The sequence below is a fragment of the Serratia sp. JKS296 genome (assembly GCF_900215445.1).
Classification (GTDB): Bacteria; Pseudomonadota; Gammaproteobacteria; order Enterobacterales; family Enterobacteriaceae; genus Serratia; species Serratia marcescens.
Window position 1 is genome coordinate 2,852,872 of sequence record NZ_OCMX01000001.1, and the last position, 13,437, is coordinate 2,866,308.

Consider the following 13,437-nt stretch of genomic DNA (forward strand, 5'->3'; position numbering starts at 1 on the left):
GATTAACCCTCTGCCCATTTGTAGCCTCTCTCCTTCATGTCGTTGAACGTCTGCTTGGCTTTGTCGATGATCGAAGGAGTGAGAGGGTTCCCTTTGTCATCCACCAGCACGGAAAGCTGCGAGCATTTGCAGTTGATGGCGTTTCCGTTCTTCGTGTACCACTCCCTCACCTCATCCTGCGTATACAGGTGAGCATGCCTGGCGGCGTGCGTTGCTCGGGTAGTAGGGCTCAACGCAGAGATATGAAGCAGCTTTGTTTTTATGCCATAGCGGTCTTGCGCATCCTGAGCCTCATCCCAACGTGCTCGCCTCAGTGCGGTAGTGATTTCCGTCCTGGCAATGCGATTCGCGCGCCGGGTTTCAATGCCGGTTTGCTCGTTGAGGTTTTTGGCTACGTCCCGCGGGTTGAGCCCCCTAGCAATGCCATCAGTCAGAATTCGCGCCATATCGCTCTTAACCTGAGCGCTAAGCCCTTTCATCTCTTCGAATTCACGCGCTCTGACCAGAATCAGCCGCAGCTGATAGGGTTCACTCAACAAGATGTTGGGAACATCCTGCTGGCCGGCAGCGTAAGCAGAGGATTGCTGGGAGAGGTTGTAATACTCCTGCGCCGTTCCTCGCTGGTAAGCGACAGACACATAGCGGCCAAAGAACCACAGATTGAACTCCCCACCCTCCAGCAGTATTTCGTCCACCAGCGCTTCGCCGTTCTGTAGCAGCATCGACAGAAGCCCTTGGTCAAGACGGAAGGTGTAGCGCTCGTTTACGACGGGTTCGGAGGGGATGCGGTTGAGGATGTCGATATAGCCTTTCGTTATCAGCTTCATGCGCTTTGCAAACTCACGCATGGCGCCACGCTCTAACTTATCAACTCCTGTGGGATCTTTGATGTTGCTCGGCAGGATTGGAGGCTTAGGTTTCGTCGTCATCCCCTGCCTCTCCAAGCGGGTCGCCGCCTTCAGTCTCAAATCCTGCAGCAGTGCGAATTTCCTCACCGCTGAACGGCGCCGTATCACCGCTTTCAACCATAGCCTTGTTCACTTCTGCCATGGCCTTAGAGTCCGCCAGGCGCTCAGCACGAGTCTGTTGATTGAGGTCGTCCCAGATGATCGTTTTCTGGCCGACAGAATCGATAATTCTCAGGTCGATCAGCTTGTCGCAGAAGTCTTCAATTTCGAACGATAGATCACCGCGGCGACTCTGGCAGCGTCCGTTCATGTACTTCTGGTCTTCGGTGCTTGAGCGCTCAGCCTGCTGGTTGCCTACCAGTATCCGCGAAGGAATATCAACGCCGGCAGAAGCCGTTTGCAGGTTCACGCTATAGGTTGGGCTTGGGTCAGACACAGGGGAAACAAGGGAGGTAACAGCTGCACCCTGTAGGCTCATCAGCACATCGTTGCCGCGGTTCATCTCGCGCGCGGCTTCGTTGAATTTGTCCTGCAATTCGTCAACGCTGACGCCATACATAGACGCCAGACTGCCGAAGTCGATCTCTTTGTCGAAGCTAAGCGCCAACTGCCGCGCTGCGTTCTTCAGGAATGACTCACCAGAACCGCCCTCTACTTTCTCCAGGCTGACAAATGCGTTATATGCTGGCTCAAGGAATCCGATAGCGTCGTCGGTGTAGTCGCCAAGGATGAAGATCCGGTCTGGATGGATTTCGACACGGCGCGTGGCGCCATTTGAAAGCCGCTCCGTGTATTGCCACATCTTCGGCTGGCCATATGTTTGCGAGCTAATACCGGTATCCCACTCGCTCACGTTTAGTGATCCAGCCCAGGCTACCGTGACTTTTTCGAGGCCTCGGCCTCTGGCTACTTCGGTATTCCATGGTTTGCTGTCGCGGATGTGCAGCAAAATGCCAGAGTAACGCCCGACAAGCCGTCGGCGGTCAGCTTCTGCAAAAGCGCGCCATAACCGGTTCGTGAATACCGGTTTGAGTTTTTTCTCCCAGGCAGTTTCCGCGCGCTTCTCGTCGGCCTTATCACCCTCGATGATCTCCGGGTTGGTCTGCCAGCATTTGCCCACCAGCTTTTCCACGGCGCCATGCGCAATACCACCGCGGCGATACAGTGAATAAAGATTGTCGTAAGTGATCTGCTCAGGAAAGCCGTATTCGCACCAGGCGGAGCCGCGTTTATTATCCAGGCCCATAGATGGCCCAAGCATCGCCATACGAGCACGCTCAATCCTGGCGTCGTTCAACGCGTGGTTGACGGCCAGCTGGAGATTTTTATTCATGTGGTTCCCGTTTGGAATGGTTTACCGAAGTCGCTTAGGGATCAGCATCCCGACGGCCTGAGATTTGCGTTTGATATGTCCATCCAAGCTGTAGCGTATCCCATCCCAACAGTGCTCATTGCCATCTGCCAGTTTTGGTAACACTTCACCGGTGATACGGTCAGTTTTGTAAGACCAGAGCCGTGCCTCGCGCGCCACGTTCTTGCAGCGAGGATGAATGATTATTTCGTCAAAGCCACGGAGATGGGCGATCCCGTCCTCAACGCTTCCCTGCCACTTTTCAGCAGCTGAAATATTGAATCCCTGTCGCTTGAGATAACTGATTGTCTCCGGGCGCGCTGAGTCGGCCTTAATGGGCCAGTCACGCACACCGGGAATGGTGTCGTACAGCTCAGGCATGTGGTCAAGTTCGGTGTGCTGACCATATGCCTCATATTCGATGTAAAGGCGGTTATGCAGAATGAATGAACGCACCAACGTATTCGGGTCTTTAGCGAAACCGAAGTCGGCACCGAAGAACAGGCGTTCCGCCTCTTTCCAGAGATTGTCGGAAAATTCAGCAATCCGATATTTGCCGGCCAGTACCTGCTTATCCGAGTTTTCGAGGTAAGCCCCTTCCCATACCCATGCGTATGTTGCCGGATCAAGACGGCGCTCATCGTTCAGCCGCTCACCTTCCAGCACGTCGGGGAACCAGGGGTTATCGGTGTAGTTCATCTCAACGGTAATGCAGTCATCGCCAGCCTCTTTGCGAAAACGCTTATCAGTGGCACTACCGTCGCGCTCTGGGTTCCACGTTACCCAAATCTCTGATCCTTCCTCACGTACGGTAGGGCTCAGCTTCTGCCAGGCTATTTCGCTGACTGATTCAGCCTCATCAACCCAGCAAAGCAAGATCCGCGCCTTCGACTTGATGCTATCGAGGTTATGCCGCAGACCACAGAACACATAATTCACACTCTTATCGATGGTTCGGATGTACTTTTCACCAATATCGAAATTGGCTGCTAACCATGGCACCGACAGGATCGCCTGCTTAACCTCCTGCATGCTCGACTCTTCCAGTGAGTTCATGAACTCACGAGCACAAAGGATTACCCCAGCTTCGCCATTCATCATAGCCTGGTAGGCTTTTACTGCTGTCATCATGGCAAAGGTGCGTGTCTTAGCACTACCGCGGCCACCGTGTGAGCAGCGATAGCGCTTATCCATGACGGTGAACAGCGGAGCTAACTTTGCTGGGATCGGTAGTTGAACGGCTTCACTCATGCTTTCGGCTCAACGGGCAGTAACTGGATGATGGTAGGCTTCGGGGTCATGCTGCCATCAGGACTTGTGTGCTCTACTTTCTGGCGATTGGTATAGGCGTCACCCATTTCTTTGGCCGCCTGCTCGATAAGTTGCGAGGTCATACCGTAGTTCTTCATCTTTTCAGCATTGGTCGCCATTCGGTCAAGAACGCGCAACCGGTACGCTTTGTTTGCGATCGGGATGTCGGCGATCTCATTCTGGAATCGTTTACGAGTGACATTGAACAGGTCGATCCACTTCTGGCTCAACTTGGACGCCATTGCGTTGCCGGGCGTGTATTGTGACACCTGCTGCCGTGAGACATCGATGCCATATTCAGCCTTTACAAGCTCAATGACTTTTGTCGGGCTTTCGAAACAGGCGAGTGATTGAACAATGAAGGCTTTAACCTCTGTCGATAATGCTGCCATTGGTCACCTCCATGACAATCTGAATACAGCTTTACGCCAGCCTCAACATGCAGTTACCGCACGCCCTGGCAATGTTTAGTTGTGCCACCTCCGCAGGCCTGTTGGCCGCATCAACCAGTTCCTGAACTTCCACGCTGGCGCCATACCGGCGAACCACGCCAACGAACTCCTCAACATCGTGTCCGCGCAGCTTCAACACCGGCTGGCCTTCCTTGTTGAATTTTGGTGCGCCGAAATCGTCTGTCGCCTGTGCGATGTGGTAAAGCTCATGCTCGACCAGGGCGCAAAACTCAGCATCAGAACACTGTGAGCAGTAGTCAGCAGCGAGCGTGATGATGAATTTCGGCACCTCGCCGAACCACTCGAGCATCTGCTGTTCCATCCTGGCTTTCTGCCAGCCGCCGGCGCGCATCGCTACCTCTTCAGCCTGGCCTAGCACATGGCGCCCTTTCTTCTCAAACGCCGACGACGCCCACATAAAGCGCAGATCAGCGTCTGCAAGGTGTCCGTGGTCAGGGTTAAACAGGCTGCCGGAATCGTCGATAATTTGACGCTTCATCCACTCCTGCACCTCGTTTGCAGGCACCAGGCCGATATAAGGCGTCAGCTGATGGTCTTCGATAAACCGTAACGGTGGGTAGGGTCGCCTCTCATGGCTCTCATCCTGTGCCGCTTTAGCCATGATTCTCTCCCAATAAAAAACCCGCCGGAGCGGATTCAGTCATTTCTTGCCGCTGGCATTATCGGTGGCACTCAGTGAATGCCACCTGTAATGCTAACCCTTAGTTGGGACAGCTTTAATCTTCATGCTGATGCATTTCATCAGTAGCCAATCCCATTTTGTTAGGCACGCGATGACCAACACCGGGGTGACCCAACGACGAATTTTGATTTCACAGACCAAGTTGCATGTCATTTTTCTCTCCCAATACTTTCACGCCATTGGTTCAGCGTGACCACCTGGCCGGCACAGATTGATAACGCTGTTTGCAGCGCCAGCGTGTAGCTCACCGCATCGCCCCAAGTGTCACCCTGAAGGCTTGGCTGCACGCAGGGAGTAAACACGGATTCAGGGGGCAACAGGACGATTTGCTGCGGTGCTGGCGGCGTTCTGCTGCAGGAGCTCAACAACAGCGGCAGGCATAGGACTATTCCCACATTTACTGCCTTTAAGTGCATCTCGCATTTTCCTCTGGTAGGTTTCCTCGCGCTGGCGTAGTAGCTGCTCTCTTTGTTGTTGCTCCGCTGCCAAGGCTCTGTTCTTCCGGTCTTGTGCTTGCAGGGTTGAGATCAGTCCTGACTGCTGCGCCAGCGTCTCTTTCTGCTGCTTAACCTGCTCACCGGCTTTTACTGCGGTGCCGTGGAAGTAAAATGCCAGCCTGCCGGCAACAATCAGCGCCACCAGCAACAGGCCGATCGCCATCGTGCGGAAGCTGAATGAGGTGTTCATGACAGAAACATCTCGCGCTCTGCTGCACGGCGCTTCACCAATCCTGGCATAACTTTACCTGCCGAGTTTCGCCATTTGGGGAACTCATCCGCTGCGCCTTGCACATCGCCGATGTTGAATTTCTTCACCAAAGTGGATTGCGCGAAGTTAGGGCCGCCGATGTTGAATGCCAGCGATACCATCGAGTCGAACTGGTTCTGCGTCATCGGGCGCTTAATCGCGCTGTTGACCGTCAGCTCAAACACGGCCAAGTCATCAGAGAAGAATTGCTCCGCCTGTTCCTGGGTAATTCGGTCGCCCTGCATAACGCCCTTGGTGTGGCCCCAGCCAATCGTCCAGGGCTTGCCGCCGGTGCCGGGGTCTGGGTATGCCTTCAGGCGAAGCTGCTCAAAACCCTTGATGAAATTGCGCCCGTTGTTACTGGTTTTCATAGCCATCACCTGCTTTATTCAAGAATCGACGTTCCAGCGCCTTAATCAGTGACGCACCAGACCAACCAGCCATACCACACACGCCGCCCATCACTTCTGACGGCCAGTCGTAATGTAAGGCGATCATCACCATGGTTAACCCGGCGAAGATAGAAACGAAGAGCTGCAGAAACAGCGTGCGCCAACTAAAGGCCTCGCCGTTCAGCACCTTGAATGAGTAACTGGCAATGGCTCCCAGCAAAGTCATGCCGAACGCAATCAGCATTGATAGGATGTTGGGTTCGTTCTTCCAGGGCATTTTCATAACCTCCCCCTTCCGGGGCTCTTTCCCGGTTTCGGGTTATGGGTAGGGTTCAGCCACCAGCCATAAATTTTGGCTATTAGAGCGGGTAGTATGTTGTCTGGGGCTGAAATGCAAAAAGGCCACCCGAAGGCAGCCTTGTTTTATGGATAACCCTATCAGGGTTCATGTTTACAACTTAGCTCATGATGATGCAGCAACACTTCCCGCAGTCATTTCTGTGCATTTTGTTACAAGCTTATTTGCGGTTATAATGGCCGCTTTAGCTTGCACTTCCCCGATATTTGCTTCCAGATCATAATCAGATATAATCCTCTGATCTTTAAGGGATTGAAGCACATATGAAATCGCGATTAAGTATCTTTTCTCATAGCTTTCACTTCCCCGCGCAGCATCACCTTTTATGTAATCAATTAAGCCTTGATGATTTTCTTTCGGGCCATGCTTCATTAGTGGGTTAACCAAATGATAGGCACCGTAGTAAGCACGAGCTATGGCATTGCGAAAGCCGATTTCATCAGCCCTACCAACACAATCATTCGCAAAGGTGATAAAATCCTCAGGAGTTACGGACATTGCCTTCACCCTCCTGCCCTCTGAACCAGGCGCTGAACCGTTTATCTGTAAGTTGTTCGCAGTCAGCAAGGGCAAATGCAAGATCAATGTTCATTTCAGCAATTTTTTCAGGATCGTTTCCCTTCACCATTACCACATATGATGAAGAATGTTCCTCTTGTATGCTCTGATATGCTAACCCAGATATTTTCGCGCCATGATGCTCAAGGACATGTATAGCGTTGCCAGCAATTTTCTTAAAATCGTCATCAGACAGCCCTACTATCTCCTTGAACTTACTTACTTCTTTTTTTGCTTCTGCAAGAGTCTTAGCCATTTCCTGGCTCTCCTTACCTTCAGCAATATTTATGTATCTTACAGCGTATAAAGTAGCCTGCTCTATATCACCACTGAAAAGGCAACTTTGGTAGGCAGTATGCAAAATTTGTTTATTTACATACAGTTGCGCTAAGCGCAAAGAAAGATCCCTAACCTCTGTGAACGTGCCTACATTGTTGATGTAAGCCAAGTAGTTGTTAGGAGCAATTATTACACCATCACTGATAGCTTGCTCAAAAAATGGGATTGCTTTTTCTTTTTCACCATAGGCCGCGTATGTCATCGCAAACAGATAGTTCTGCATAGCTTTGTCTTTAATAGACTCTATCGATTTAATGTAACGATAGAATTCCATTTCTGACAACACACTATCAGCACTTAGTCTGTCTGTGAGTTCATCATTGATTTCTACATACTTAGGTAATGGCTGAGGCATATCTAATCCTTCGTAAACTGAGTCGAAGATTAGACCAATCTATGCCTGTTCACAAGGTGTGTATCTAACCAGCAAGCAAAATCAGACATTGGCACCTACAAAACGAGAAAACCCCGCCAAGGCGAGGTTATGAAAGTTGATAAGCTACGTCACTACGTAACCAGTCTTATCACAATAGCCAGTAAAATTCGTAACGAAAAGCAGAAATTTACGCGACAGTCGAAATTTCAGATCTGCTCGTCCATGCGTCCATCTCAAGCGTAGCCCCCGTCATAGCTAAACAGCCTTCTATAAAGCTTTCTGCCATCATCAGCTTTTGCCTTATGTTCCCTTCTGAAACCTTCCATCTACGGGCTATCTCCGACTTTGATACCCCGTATCGGTAGTGAAGCATGATTACTCCAAGCTCTCTTTCGTCGCGTACCTTCTTCAATCTACCCACGGCGCCGTCAACAATCAGACCGTCATTATCGCAGCATGATGGTTTACTCTTGTTCGTATTCGGCAGAAGCCCCTTAAATCCTGCTGCGATTGGAGAGTAGTCCACACCGCTATTGTCTTTCGCCCACTGGCCCCAACGCTCTAATACCAACTGGATATCTCTCATATAATTTCCTTGATGATTATCTCGCCGGCATTTCCCCAGCGTTTGGTTACGCGGACATCCCAAACGGCACAATCTTCAGAGTAGATTGCGTCCATAAGGGCTTTTAGTAAGTTGTCTGCATCAGGCTTCTGCTGATGCGGTTTCCCGGCCATCTCAGCGCGTTTCTTCTTGCTCCAGCTATCTGGCATGGGTAAAACAAACGTCACGTGATAGCCACTCTCAGGCAGCGAGATTCGATTTAATTTCACCTCGTCGCAGAATGCCCGGTAGCGGAGAACTGGCGGGCGCTTCGCCCACCTATCTTTTTGTGTCATTCGTGGCTTGGGTATTGGCGTGACCGGGTACGTTTTCATGCGATCGCCCCGATGCCAATGGAGTAATCCAGGAACTGCGCCAGTAAATCGGTTTGGCTACCATGTTCCGCTTCCCAAGCTGCTGGGTCGTCATGCAAATTGCGGTGACAGGTACGACACAGCGGGATTGTCAGGTAGTCGCTGGGCTTGGTTCCCATCCCCCCTAGACCGTGACCGATGATGTGGTGAGGGTCGTCTGAGCGCGCTCCGCAACCGCAACAGGGGCGAGTCTTTACCCAGCGGGTATATTTGCTGTCCTCTACGCGGGTGAGCTTCGGTCGCAACATGAAGGCCTTTTGTGGTGCCGGGTCTACTGTGAAGCACTTGACCGCCTGCTTAGCGATGAGTTCTTTAACCGCCGGCAGACAATCAATTTCGGACTCCCTTCGGGTGCCGCTGATTACCTTTGGTTCAGGCCGGTCGGTCACTGTGCGCGCCACTTCTTCTGGGATCAGATCGAACACCCCGGCCAACATCGACCACAGCAGCAGCTCAGGAATGGTTAGCGGGCCTTCCGACTTCAAGCGGTGCTTCGCCGTCTCAGCTATCCAGCGAGCAGTATTACGTGCTGCAATTTTTTCCAGCTTCGGCGATGAGCCACAGCTTTGTTTGTAACACTGGGGGCAAATGCGAACGGCGGAATGCCCTACGCGCTCAGTGTCCAGAATCGTAGATGGTCGGTCATGTTTGCTGTATTGGCATTTCGTGAATTGCGTCGCCCATGCTTCAATCGCGTTAATCCCGCCGCAGGCGTTTATGACTCGCTCGTTCTGGAAGAAAACCTGTAACCGTGGGTCGCTGGCGATCTCATGCTCTACCGGCGGTAAAACGCCTTCAGGCGTATCCACAAATTTACGAGGGATGGTAGAAATCATCAGGCGCCCGTTCATGTGAAACGCCATCTCCTCAGTAACTGGGATCAGCACAATGCCCAGTTCACGTTGTACCGCTGCCTTGACTATCGCTCTCATGCCTGAACTCCTGACATTGCATAAGCTCTGGTTAAAATTGGGCGCCACTGCTGGCGAGCCTTGCTCTCGTCCACGTTGCCAAATCCGTTCTTACGCACCTGCTGCTGCGCGCGTTTCTCAGCGTCATTTTCTGGCATCGCTGCATCACGGATCAGGCGATCGAAAGCCTCATCGAAATCAATCTCCGGCGCGTCACCGACCACCGGCTCCTGGCGCTGCTGTTCGACTGCTTCGGCCATAGCAGCTTTGTGGCTGCGCTGACGATCCCAGGCCTTGGCAGCAGCAAGATAACCACCGAACCGGACGGCATCGAAAATCATCTTGGCGCTGAGCATGTGGCCCATCTTCGGATCGCCCAGCAGCAGACTTGCGCGGTGTTCAGCCACCAGCTTCAGTTCGGCGGCGCTGTTGCCGTCCGCCAGACGCTCGGTAATCTCACGCAACGTGTCGGCACGCTTTGGCGTCCTGCCGTTGATTTTTTCATTCAGAAAACCGAGAACTTCCCCAGCCTCATCTGATTGGTTCGATGCTCCAGCATCGTTCTGGGGGGCTATGGGGGGGGGTTCTTTTGGTTCAATGACTGGTTCAAAAGAGTGACTGGTTCTGGTGCCATCTGCTGGCATAGGGGGTGTGCTTTCTGACGGCACACCCTGTGTCACCTGCTGGCATACCCCTGTGCTTTTTGGCGGCATAGGGCTATGCTTTTTGACGGCACAGGGGGCTATGCTTTCTGGCGGCACAGGGTTATCCAGTGTCAGATAGTAGAGATTCGAGGTATTACCCTTGCCGTTATTCACGCCCAGGCGGTTCTCTTTGGTGAGTAAACCCATCTTTATCAATGCCTCAATGTGCGCCCGCACAGCGCTTTTGCTGCACTCACAGTGGTCAGCGACATGCTGATATGAAGGCCAGCACTCGCCCTTGTCGTTCGCGTTGTCGGCTATCTTGATCAGCACCAGCTTTCGCAGAGGGTTACCCACTTTGATGCTCATAGCCTGCGCCATCAGGTTCATGCTCATACTTCGACTCGCTTAAAATTCTCTTTGAAGTTCTCGACAGACCTGAAGCACTCGCCATGCTCATAACCATCACGCAGGAAAATCACTCGGTTCTCGCCGATGTCCCAACGGATGACATGCACGCGGATGCCGTGGCTGTCTACGTATTACCGATCAACCTCGCGGCTAGTCATGCAGCTCTTTCATCTCAAATCGGCCAAGGCGCGGGTGATACCAGTACTTGCTGCGGCAGGCGCGCGTCGCCGTTCGGCGTACCTCGCCTAGGGCAGACATGAAATCGTCCTCTTTCGCCACCGTCGCATTCGTCAGAATGCCGCCAGGTGCGTTGAAGGGGATTTTCTTGCTGGGTACATGGAAGGCGCTGATCAACGCTCTCACCTTCCCGTCGGAAAGGCCGGATTCAGCAACCAGGTTGCGGACAGTCTGCCAACCCGGAGGAATAGCGCCGGTCGAGATTTCTTCAATCTGCTGGGTTACGCCGCTCACCTGCAGCTGTAATGCGTTCATCTGGCGCTGCTGCTCGGCGGCTTTGGTCGCCATCAGAGCGATCATTTCCAGCTCGGTCATCGGTGATGCGGTTTGCACTGCGTCGAAGGTACGTATCACCTTCAGGTTGAAGGCAGCACTGATCCACATGGCGTAGGAGTAAACCAGCTCTTTGCAGGCATAGCTGCCCTGCTCTAAACCGCCGCGAATAACGCTAATTGGTTGATTTTGTTCCGAGGGGGGAATTCCTCCCTCGGTCAAAAGTTGCACAAGCTCTTGCGTTTGCTGGGTGGCATGCCAGTATTTCGGCTTGTGCCGCTCCTCGCCACCAGCTGCCCGATGCAGGTCATTCAGGCAGTAACGGCCAGCCGAGTCTTGACGAATGGCGGTCTCTTCGATCACAATCAGGTTGTTCATAGCAGAACTCCAAATCAGATTAGTGAAGGCCGTGCAGTTGCAGCTGCGCGGCTTTTTGCTTTCTTGCCTGCCTTCTCTGGCTTCTCGTCCTTCGTACCGCTTGCCAATGCAAACTGCCTGGCTCGGGTGAGGCAATCGTCGAATGCCATCCCTTTGCGGCTCGCCTGCGACATACGGCGATAGTGATCAGCACCATGGTTTGCCTCCCCCTGAGCCAGCGCTTCGCTGAATCCCTCTTTCACCAGCTGCTTCTTGATGTTGTCGTAAACAAACGTGTCCCAGGCCATAAAGCCCCCTATTCCGTCTTTGGTTCCCGGATGTGCTCCAGCATCGCCATTAACCCACGAGCCAGATCAGCGACTTCCTCGCCCCTGAACGTCAGCATGGTTTCCGAACGCTTGAAGCCGGTAGCGGCCAGCAGCAGGCTCGCTTTCTCCACCAGCCCCCCTTTGCTCTGCCAGCGGCTCACCTGCGATTTATCAACGCCGATCGCGCCGGCCAGGCTTGTCACCCCGATAGCTGCAATGCGGCTCATGATGTCGCTCTGGATCGCCTGAGCTTCGTTGCGTGTTGTTGCGGTTTGCATCTGTAATAATCTTCCTTGTTAAAAATCAGTTTGTTGTAATCAGATCCGACAGGTCTGGACGAATCTCTACGGCCTTAACCTTTCCGCCTGTAGCGTTTTCGATGCGCTTAACGTAAAGAGCGTCAATGCCGCCACCATGCAGCCAGCGCCAAACTGTCGGTTGGGAGACTCCACATAAGGAGGCGAGCGCCTGCTGGCTACCGACGATGCTTACAGCTTTTTGAATAGCTTTGTTCATCTTTTAATCCTTAAACGTATTATTCAAGGATGATAATAGCAATGCGTATTACCACTTGCAATAGCAATGCGAATTTGACGCTTAATACGCGTGGCTATAAATTTGCTGGCATGAAAACGACACTTGCAGAACGCCTTAACATGGCGATGGCCAAACGCAACAACATGACTCAAGCAGCTCTTGCTGAGGCATCAGGCGTTGCTCAGCCGACCATCTGGCGATTAACTAAAGGAAAGGCAAAAACTTCGGGACGGCTCGTCGATATTGCTAATGCCCTTGGTGTGAATGTTGACTGGCTGGCTAATGGCGTTGGTGAAATGGAAGGTGAATCACCTCCTATGACAACTCGCATTGAAAAATACAGCCAGATCCCTGTATGGGATGAAAGCGGGGCTACTGATGACTTTGTGATTTCGCCGAAAGGAAAAGCCGAACCATCATGGAAAGCTTTCATTCTTAAAAGAAATAGCGGATGCGCTGAGGCGCCAGCGGGTTCCATTGTTATTGCTGACTCGGCCTCTACGCCAGGATCCGGGGATTTAGTAGTAGCAAAAGTGAATAACTCGGTTTCTGCTTATCGCTTTGTTGATGGCGGGTCACATGGATACTTATCCGTTGACGATGCCAGGGTTCCATTGATTGAACTAGCGCCAGATTCATTGATCGGTGTTGTTGTTTTACTGCTACGCGACTTCAGAATGTAATCCCCCAAACCCTGCCCTGGCAGGGTTTCTTTTTCGTACACTCCCGCCGCACGCCGCACTAACATCTCAATCATATGAAACCCCGGGTGTAAAAAAACACTCAAAAATACTGTTTATATGTACAGTTATTTTCAAACTTTAATCCTTTCTCAAGAATTTGCAAAGCGTTAATCCCTGCCAGAAATCACACAACAGACCTTACCCCCTCCTCTTAGCACAATTTTTTACCAACTAAATTTACTTTCAAAACAGAGCATTATAGCAATTGCTATTGATTCAATCTTAATACGTATTGCTATTGATAATACTCATAGCTATTATCAATTCCATCGACAGCAACAACGTCACCGGCAGGAAGCCACACAGGTAAGACGCCCAGGGGTGAGCGATGCAATCACTCCCCGGCCCCGAGAGGGATCGACCGGAGACGTTCTTTAGGGAAAGAGTGGATTTACCCTGCCGCTGCCAGTGTGGGGTGGTAGGCATAAAACCACTACAGCAGAGGGTTACACGATGACAACACCAGAAATATTTGCACGTGAATGCGCTGATGAATGCGCCTATTACCGCAGCCAGGCGGCA

General features: G+C 52.1%; 20 protein-coding genes and 1 pseudogene. 1 reads left to right on the forward strand and 20 read right to left on the reverse strand.

Going from position 1 to position 13,437, the window contains the following annotated elements; genetic code table 11:
- Positions 1 to 2: 2 nt before the first annotated feature.
- From CRO23_RS13500 to CRO23_RS13595, 20 genes and pseudogenes are all read right to left on the reverse strand, one after another.
- Positions 3 to 929 carry a phage minor head protein gene (locus tag CRO23_RS13500; protein ID WP_077038805.1) on the reverse strand — a complete coding sequence of 309 codons (927 nt, stop codon included), beginning with the start codon at positions 927 to 929 and terminating at the stop codon, positions 3 to 5.
- Entirely contained in the window at positions 913 to 2,241 is a 1,329-nt protein-coding gene (locus CRO23_RS13505; protein ID WP_097102209.1) for an anti-CBASS protein Acb1 family protein, read from the reverse strand. The genes CRO23_RS13500 and CRO23_RS13505 overlap by 17 nt, the downstream gene beginning before the upstream one ends.
- Positions 2,242 to 2,262: 21 nt before the next feature.
- On the reverse strand, positions 2,263 to 3,510 hold the full coding sequence (locus tag CRO23_RS13510) for a PBSX family phage terminase large subunit (RefSeq protein WP_063919325.1): 1,248 nt from the start codon (positions 3,508 to 3,510) through the stop codon (positions 2,263 to 2,265).
- The gene (locus CRO23_RS13515; RefSeq protein ID WP_097102211.1) at positions 3,507 to 3,962 is read right to left on the reverse strand and encodes a DUF2280 domain-containing protein; all 456 of its coding nucleotides are present in this window, start codon (positions 3,960 to 3,962) and stop codon (positions 3,507 to 3,509) included. Before CRO23_RS13515 ends, CRO23_RS13510 begins: the two co-directional genes overlap by 4 nt.
- Positions 3,963 to 3,993: 31 nt before the next feature.
- Entirely contained in the window at positions 3,994 to 4,644 is a 651-nt protein-coding gene (locus CRO23_RS13520) for a putative metallopeptidase (RefSeq protein WP_097102213.1), read from the reverse strand.
- A gap of 230 nt (positions 4,645 to 4,874) precedes the next feature.
- Positions 4,875 to 5,141: an Rz1-like lysis system protein LysC gene (gene lysC / locus CRO23_RS25185; RefSeq protein WP_217992225.1), complete on the reverse strand. Its 267-nt coding sequence runs from the start codon at positions 5,139 to 5,141 to the stop codon at positions 4,875 to 4,877.
- Positions 5,032 to 5,412: a DUF2570 domain-containing protein gene (locus CRO23_RS13530; RefSeq protein ID WP_097102217.1), complete on the reverse strand. Its 381-nt coding sequence runs from the start codon at positions 5,410 to 5,412 to the stop codon at positions 5,032 to 5,034. The genes lysC and CRO23_RS13530 overlap by 110 nt, the downstream gene beginning before the upstream one ends.
- The gene (locus tag CRO23_RS13535) at positions 5,409 to 5,843 is read right to left on the reverse strand and encodes a lysozyme (RefSeq protein WP_097102219.1); all 435 of its coding nucleotides are present in this window, start codon (positions 5,841 to 5,843) and stop codon (positions 5,409 to 5,411) included. The genes CRO23_RS13530 and CRO23_RS13535 overlap by 4 nt, the downstream gene beginning before the upstream one ends.
- A complete protein-coding gene (locus CRO23_RS13540; RefSeq protein WP_060441685.1) occupies positions 5,830 to 6,147 on the reverse strand; it encodes a phage holin family protein in 318 nt (105 codons plus the stop codon). Before CRO23_RS13540 ends, CRO23_RS13535 begins: the two co-directional genes overlap by 14 nt.
- Positions 6,148 to 6,327: 180 nt before the next feature.
- Positions 6,328 to 6,720 (reverse strand): hypothetical protein, encoded by a 393-nt coding sequence (locus CRO23_RS13545; RefSeq protein ID WP_097102221.1) that lies wholly within the window; start codon positions 6,718 to 6,720, stop codon positions 6,328 to 6,330.
- Complete coding sequence (locus CRO23_RS13550; RefSeq protein WP_097102223.1) at positions 6,704 to 7,474, reverse strand: hypothetical protein; 771 nt, start codon at positions 7,472 to 7,474, stop codon at positions 6,704 to 6,706. The genes CRO23_RS13545 and CRO23_RS13550 overlap by 17 nt, the downstream gene beginning before the upstream one ends.
- A 208-nt stretch (positions 7,475 to 7,682) precedes the next feature.
- A complete protein-coding gene (locus tag CRO23_RS13555; protein WP_097102225.1) occupies positions 7,683 to 8,081 on the reverse strand; it encodes an antiterminator Q family protein in 399 nt (132 codons plus the stop codon).
- Complete coding sequence (locus CRO23_RS13560; RefSeq protein WP_097102227.1) at positions 8,078 to 8,434, reverse strand: RusA family crossover junction endodeoxyribonuclease; 357 nt, start codon at positions 8,432 to 8,434, stop codon at positions 8,078 to 8,080. Before CRO23_RS13560 ends, CRO23_RS13555 begins: the two co-directional genes overlap by 4 nt.
- Positions 8,431 to 9,405: a DUF968 domain-containing protein gene (locus tag CRO23_RS13565; protein WP_097102229.1), complete on the reverse strand. Its 975-nt coding sequence runs from the start codon at positions 9,403 to 9,405 to the stop codon at positions 8,431 to 8,433. Before CRO23_RS13565 ends, CRO23_RS13560 begins: the two co-directional genes overlap by 4 nt.
- Positions 9,402 to 10,424, reverse strand: a complete 1,023-nt coding sequence (locus tag CRO23_RS13570) for a helix-turn-helix domain-containing protein (protein WP_097102231.1) — start codon at positions 10,422 to 10,424, stop codon at positions 9,402 to 9,404. The genes CRO23_RS13565 and CRO23_RS13570 overlap by 4 nt, the downstream gene beginning before the upstream one ends.
- Positions 10,421 to 10,558: pseudogene (locus CRO23_RS25310) on the reverse strand (DUF4222 domain-containing protein); the annotation flags it as partial. The gene CRO23_RS13570 and the pseudogene CRO23_RS25310, both read right to left, overlap by 4 nt.
- A gap of 31 nt (positions 10,559 to 10,589) precedes the next feature.
- On the reverse strand, positions 10,590 to 11,327 hold the full coding sequence (locus CRO23_RS13580; RefSeq protein WP_097102233.1) for a KilA-N domain-containing protein: 738 nt from the start codon (positions 11,325 to 11,327) through the stop codon (positions 10,590 to 10,592).
- 14 nt (positions 11,328 to 11,341) lie between these two features.
- A complete protein-coding gene (locus CRO23_RS13585) occupies positions 11,342 to 11,614 on the reverse strand; it encodes a hypothetical protein (protein WP_097102235.1) in 273 nt (90 codons plus the stop codon).
- Positions 11,615 to 11,622: 8 nt separating this feature from the next.
- On the reverse strand, positions 11,623 to 11,913 hold the full coding sequence (locus CRO23_RS13590; RefSeq protein ID WP_060706485.1) for a CII family transcriptional regulator: 291 nt from the start codon (positions 11,911 to 11,913) through the stop codon (positions 11,623 to 11,625).
- Between the two features lie 25 nt (positions 11,914 to 11,938).
- The gene (locus CRO23_RS13595) at positions 11,939 to 12,151 is read right to left on the reverse strand and encodes a transcriptional regulator (protein WP_060706484.1); all 213 of its coding nucleotides are present in this window, start codon (positions 12,149 to 12,151) and stop codon (positions 11,939 to 11,941) included.
- 41 nt (positions 12,152 to 12,192) lie between these two features.
- Between CRO23_RS13595 and CRO23_RS13600 the strand changes: the two genes are divergently transcribed.
- Positions 12,193 to 12,855, forward strand: coding sequence for a helix-turn-helix domain-containing protein (locus CRO23_RS13600; protein WP_080377027.1), 663 nt, complete (start codon positions 12,193 to 12,195; stop codon positions 12,853 to 12,855).
- Positions 12,856 to 13,437 lie beyond the last annotated feature (582 nt).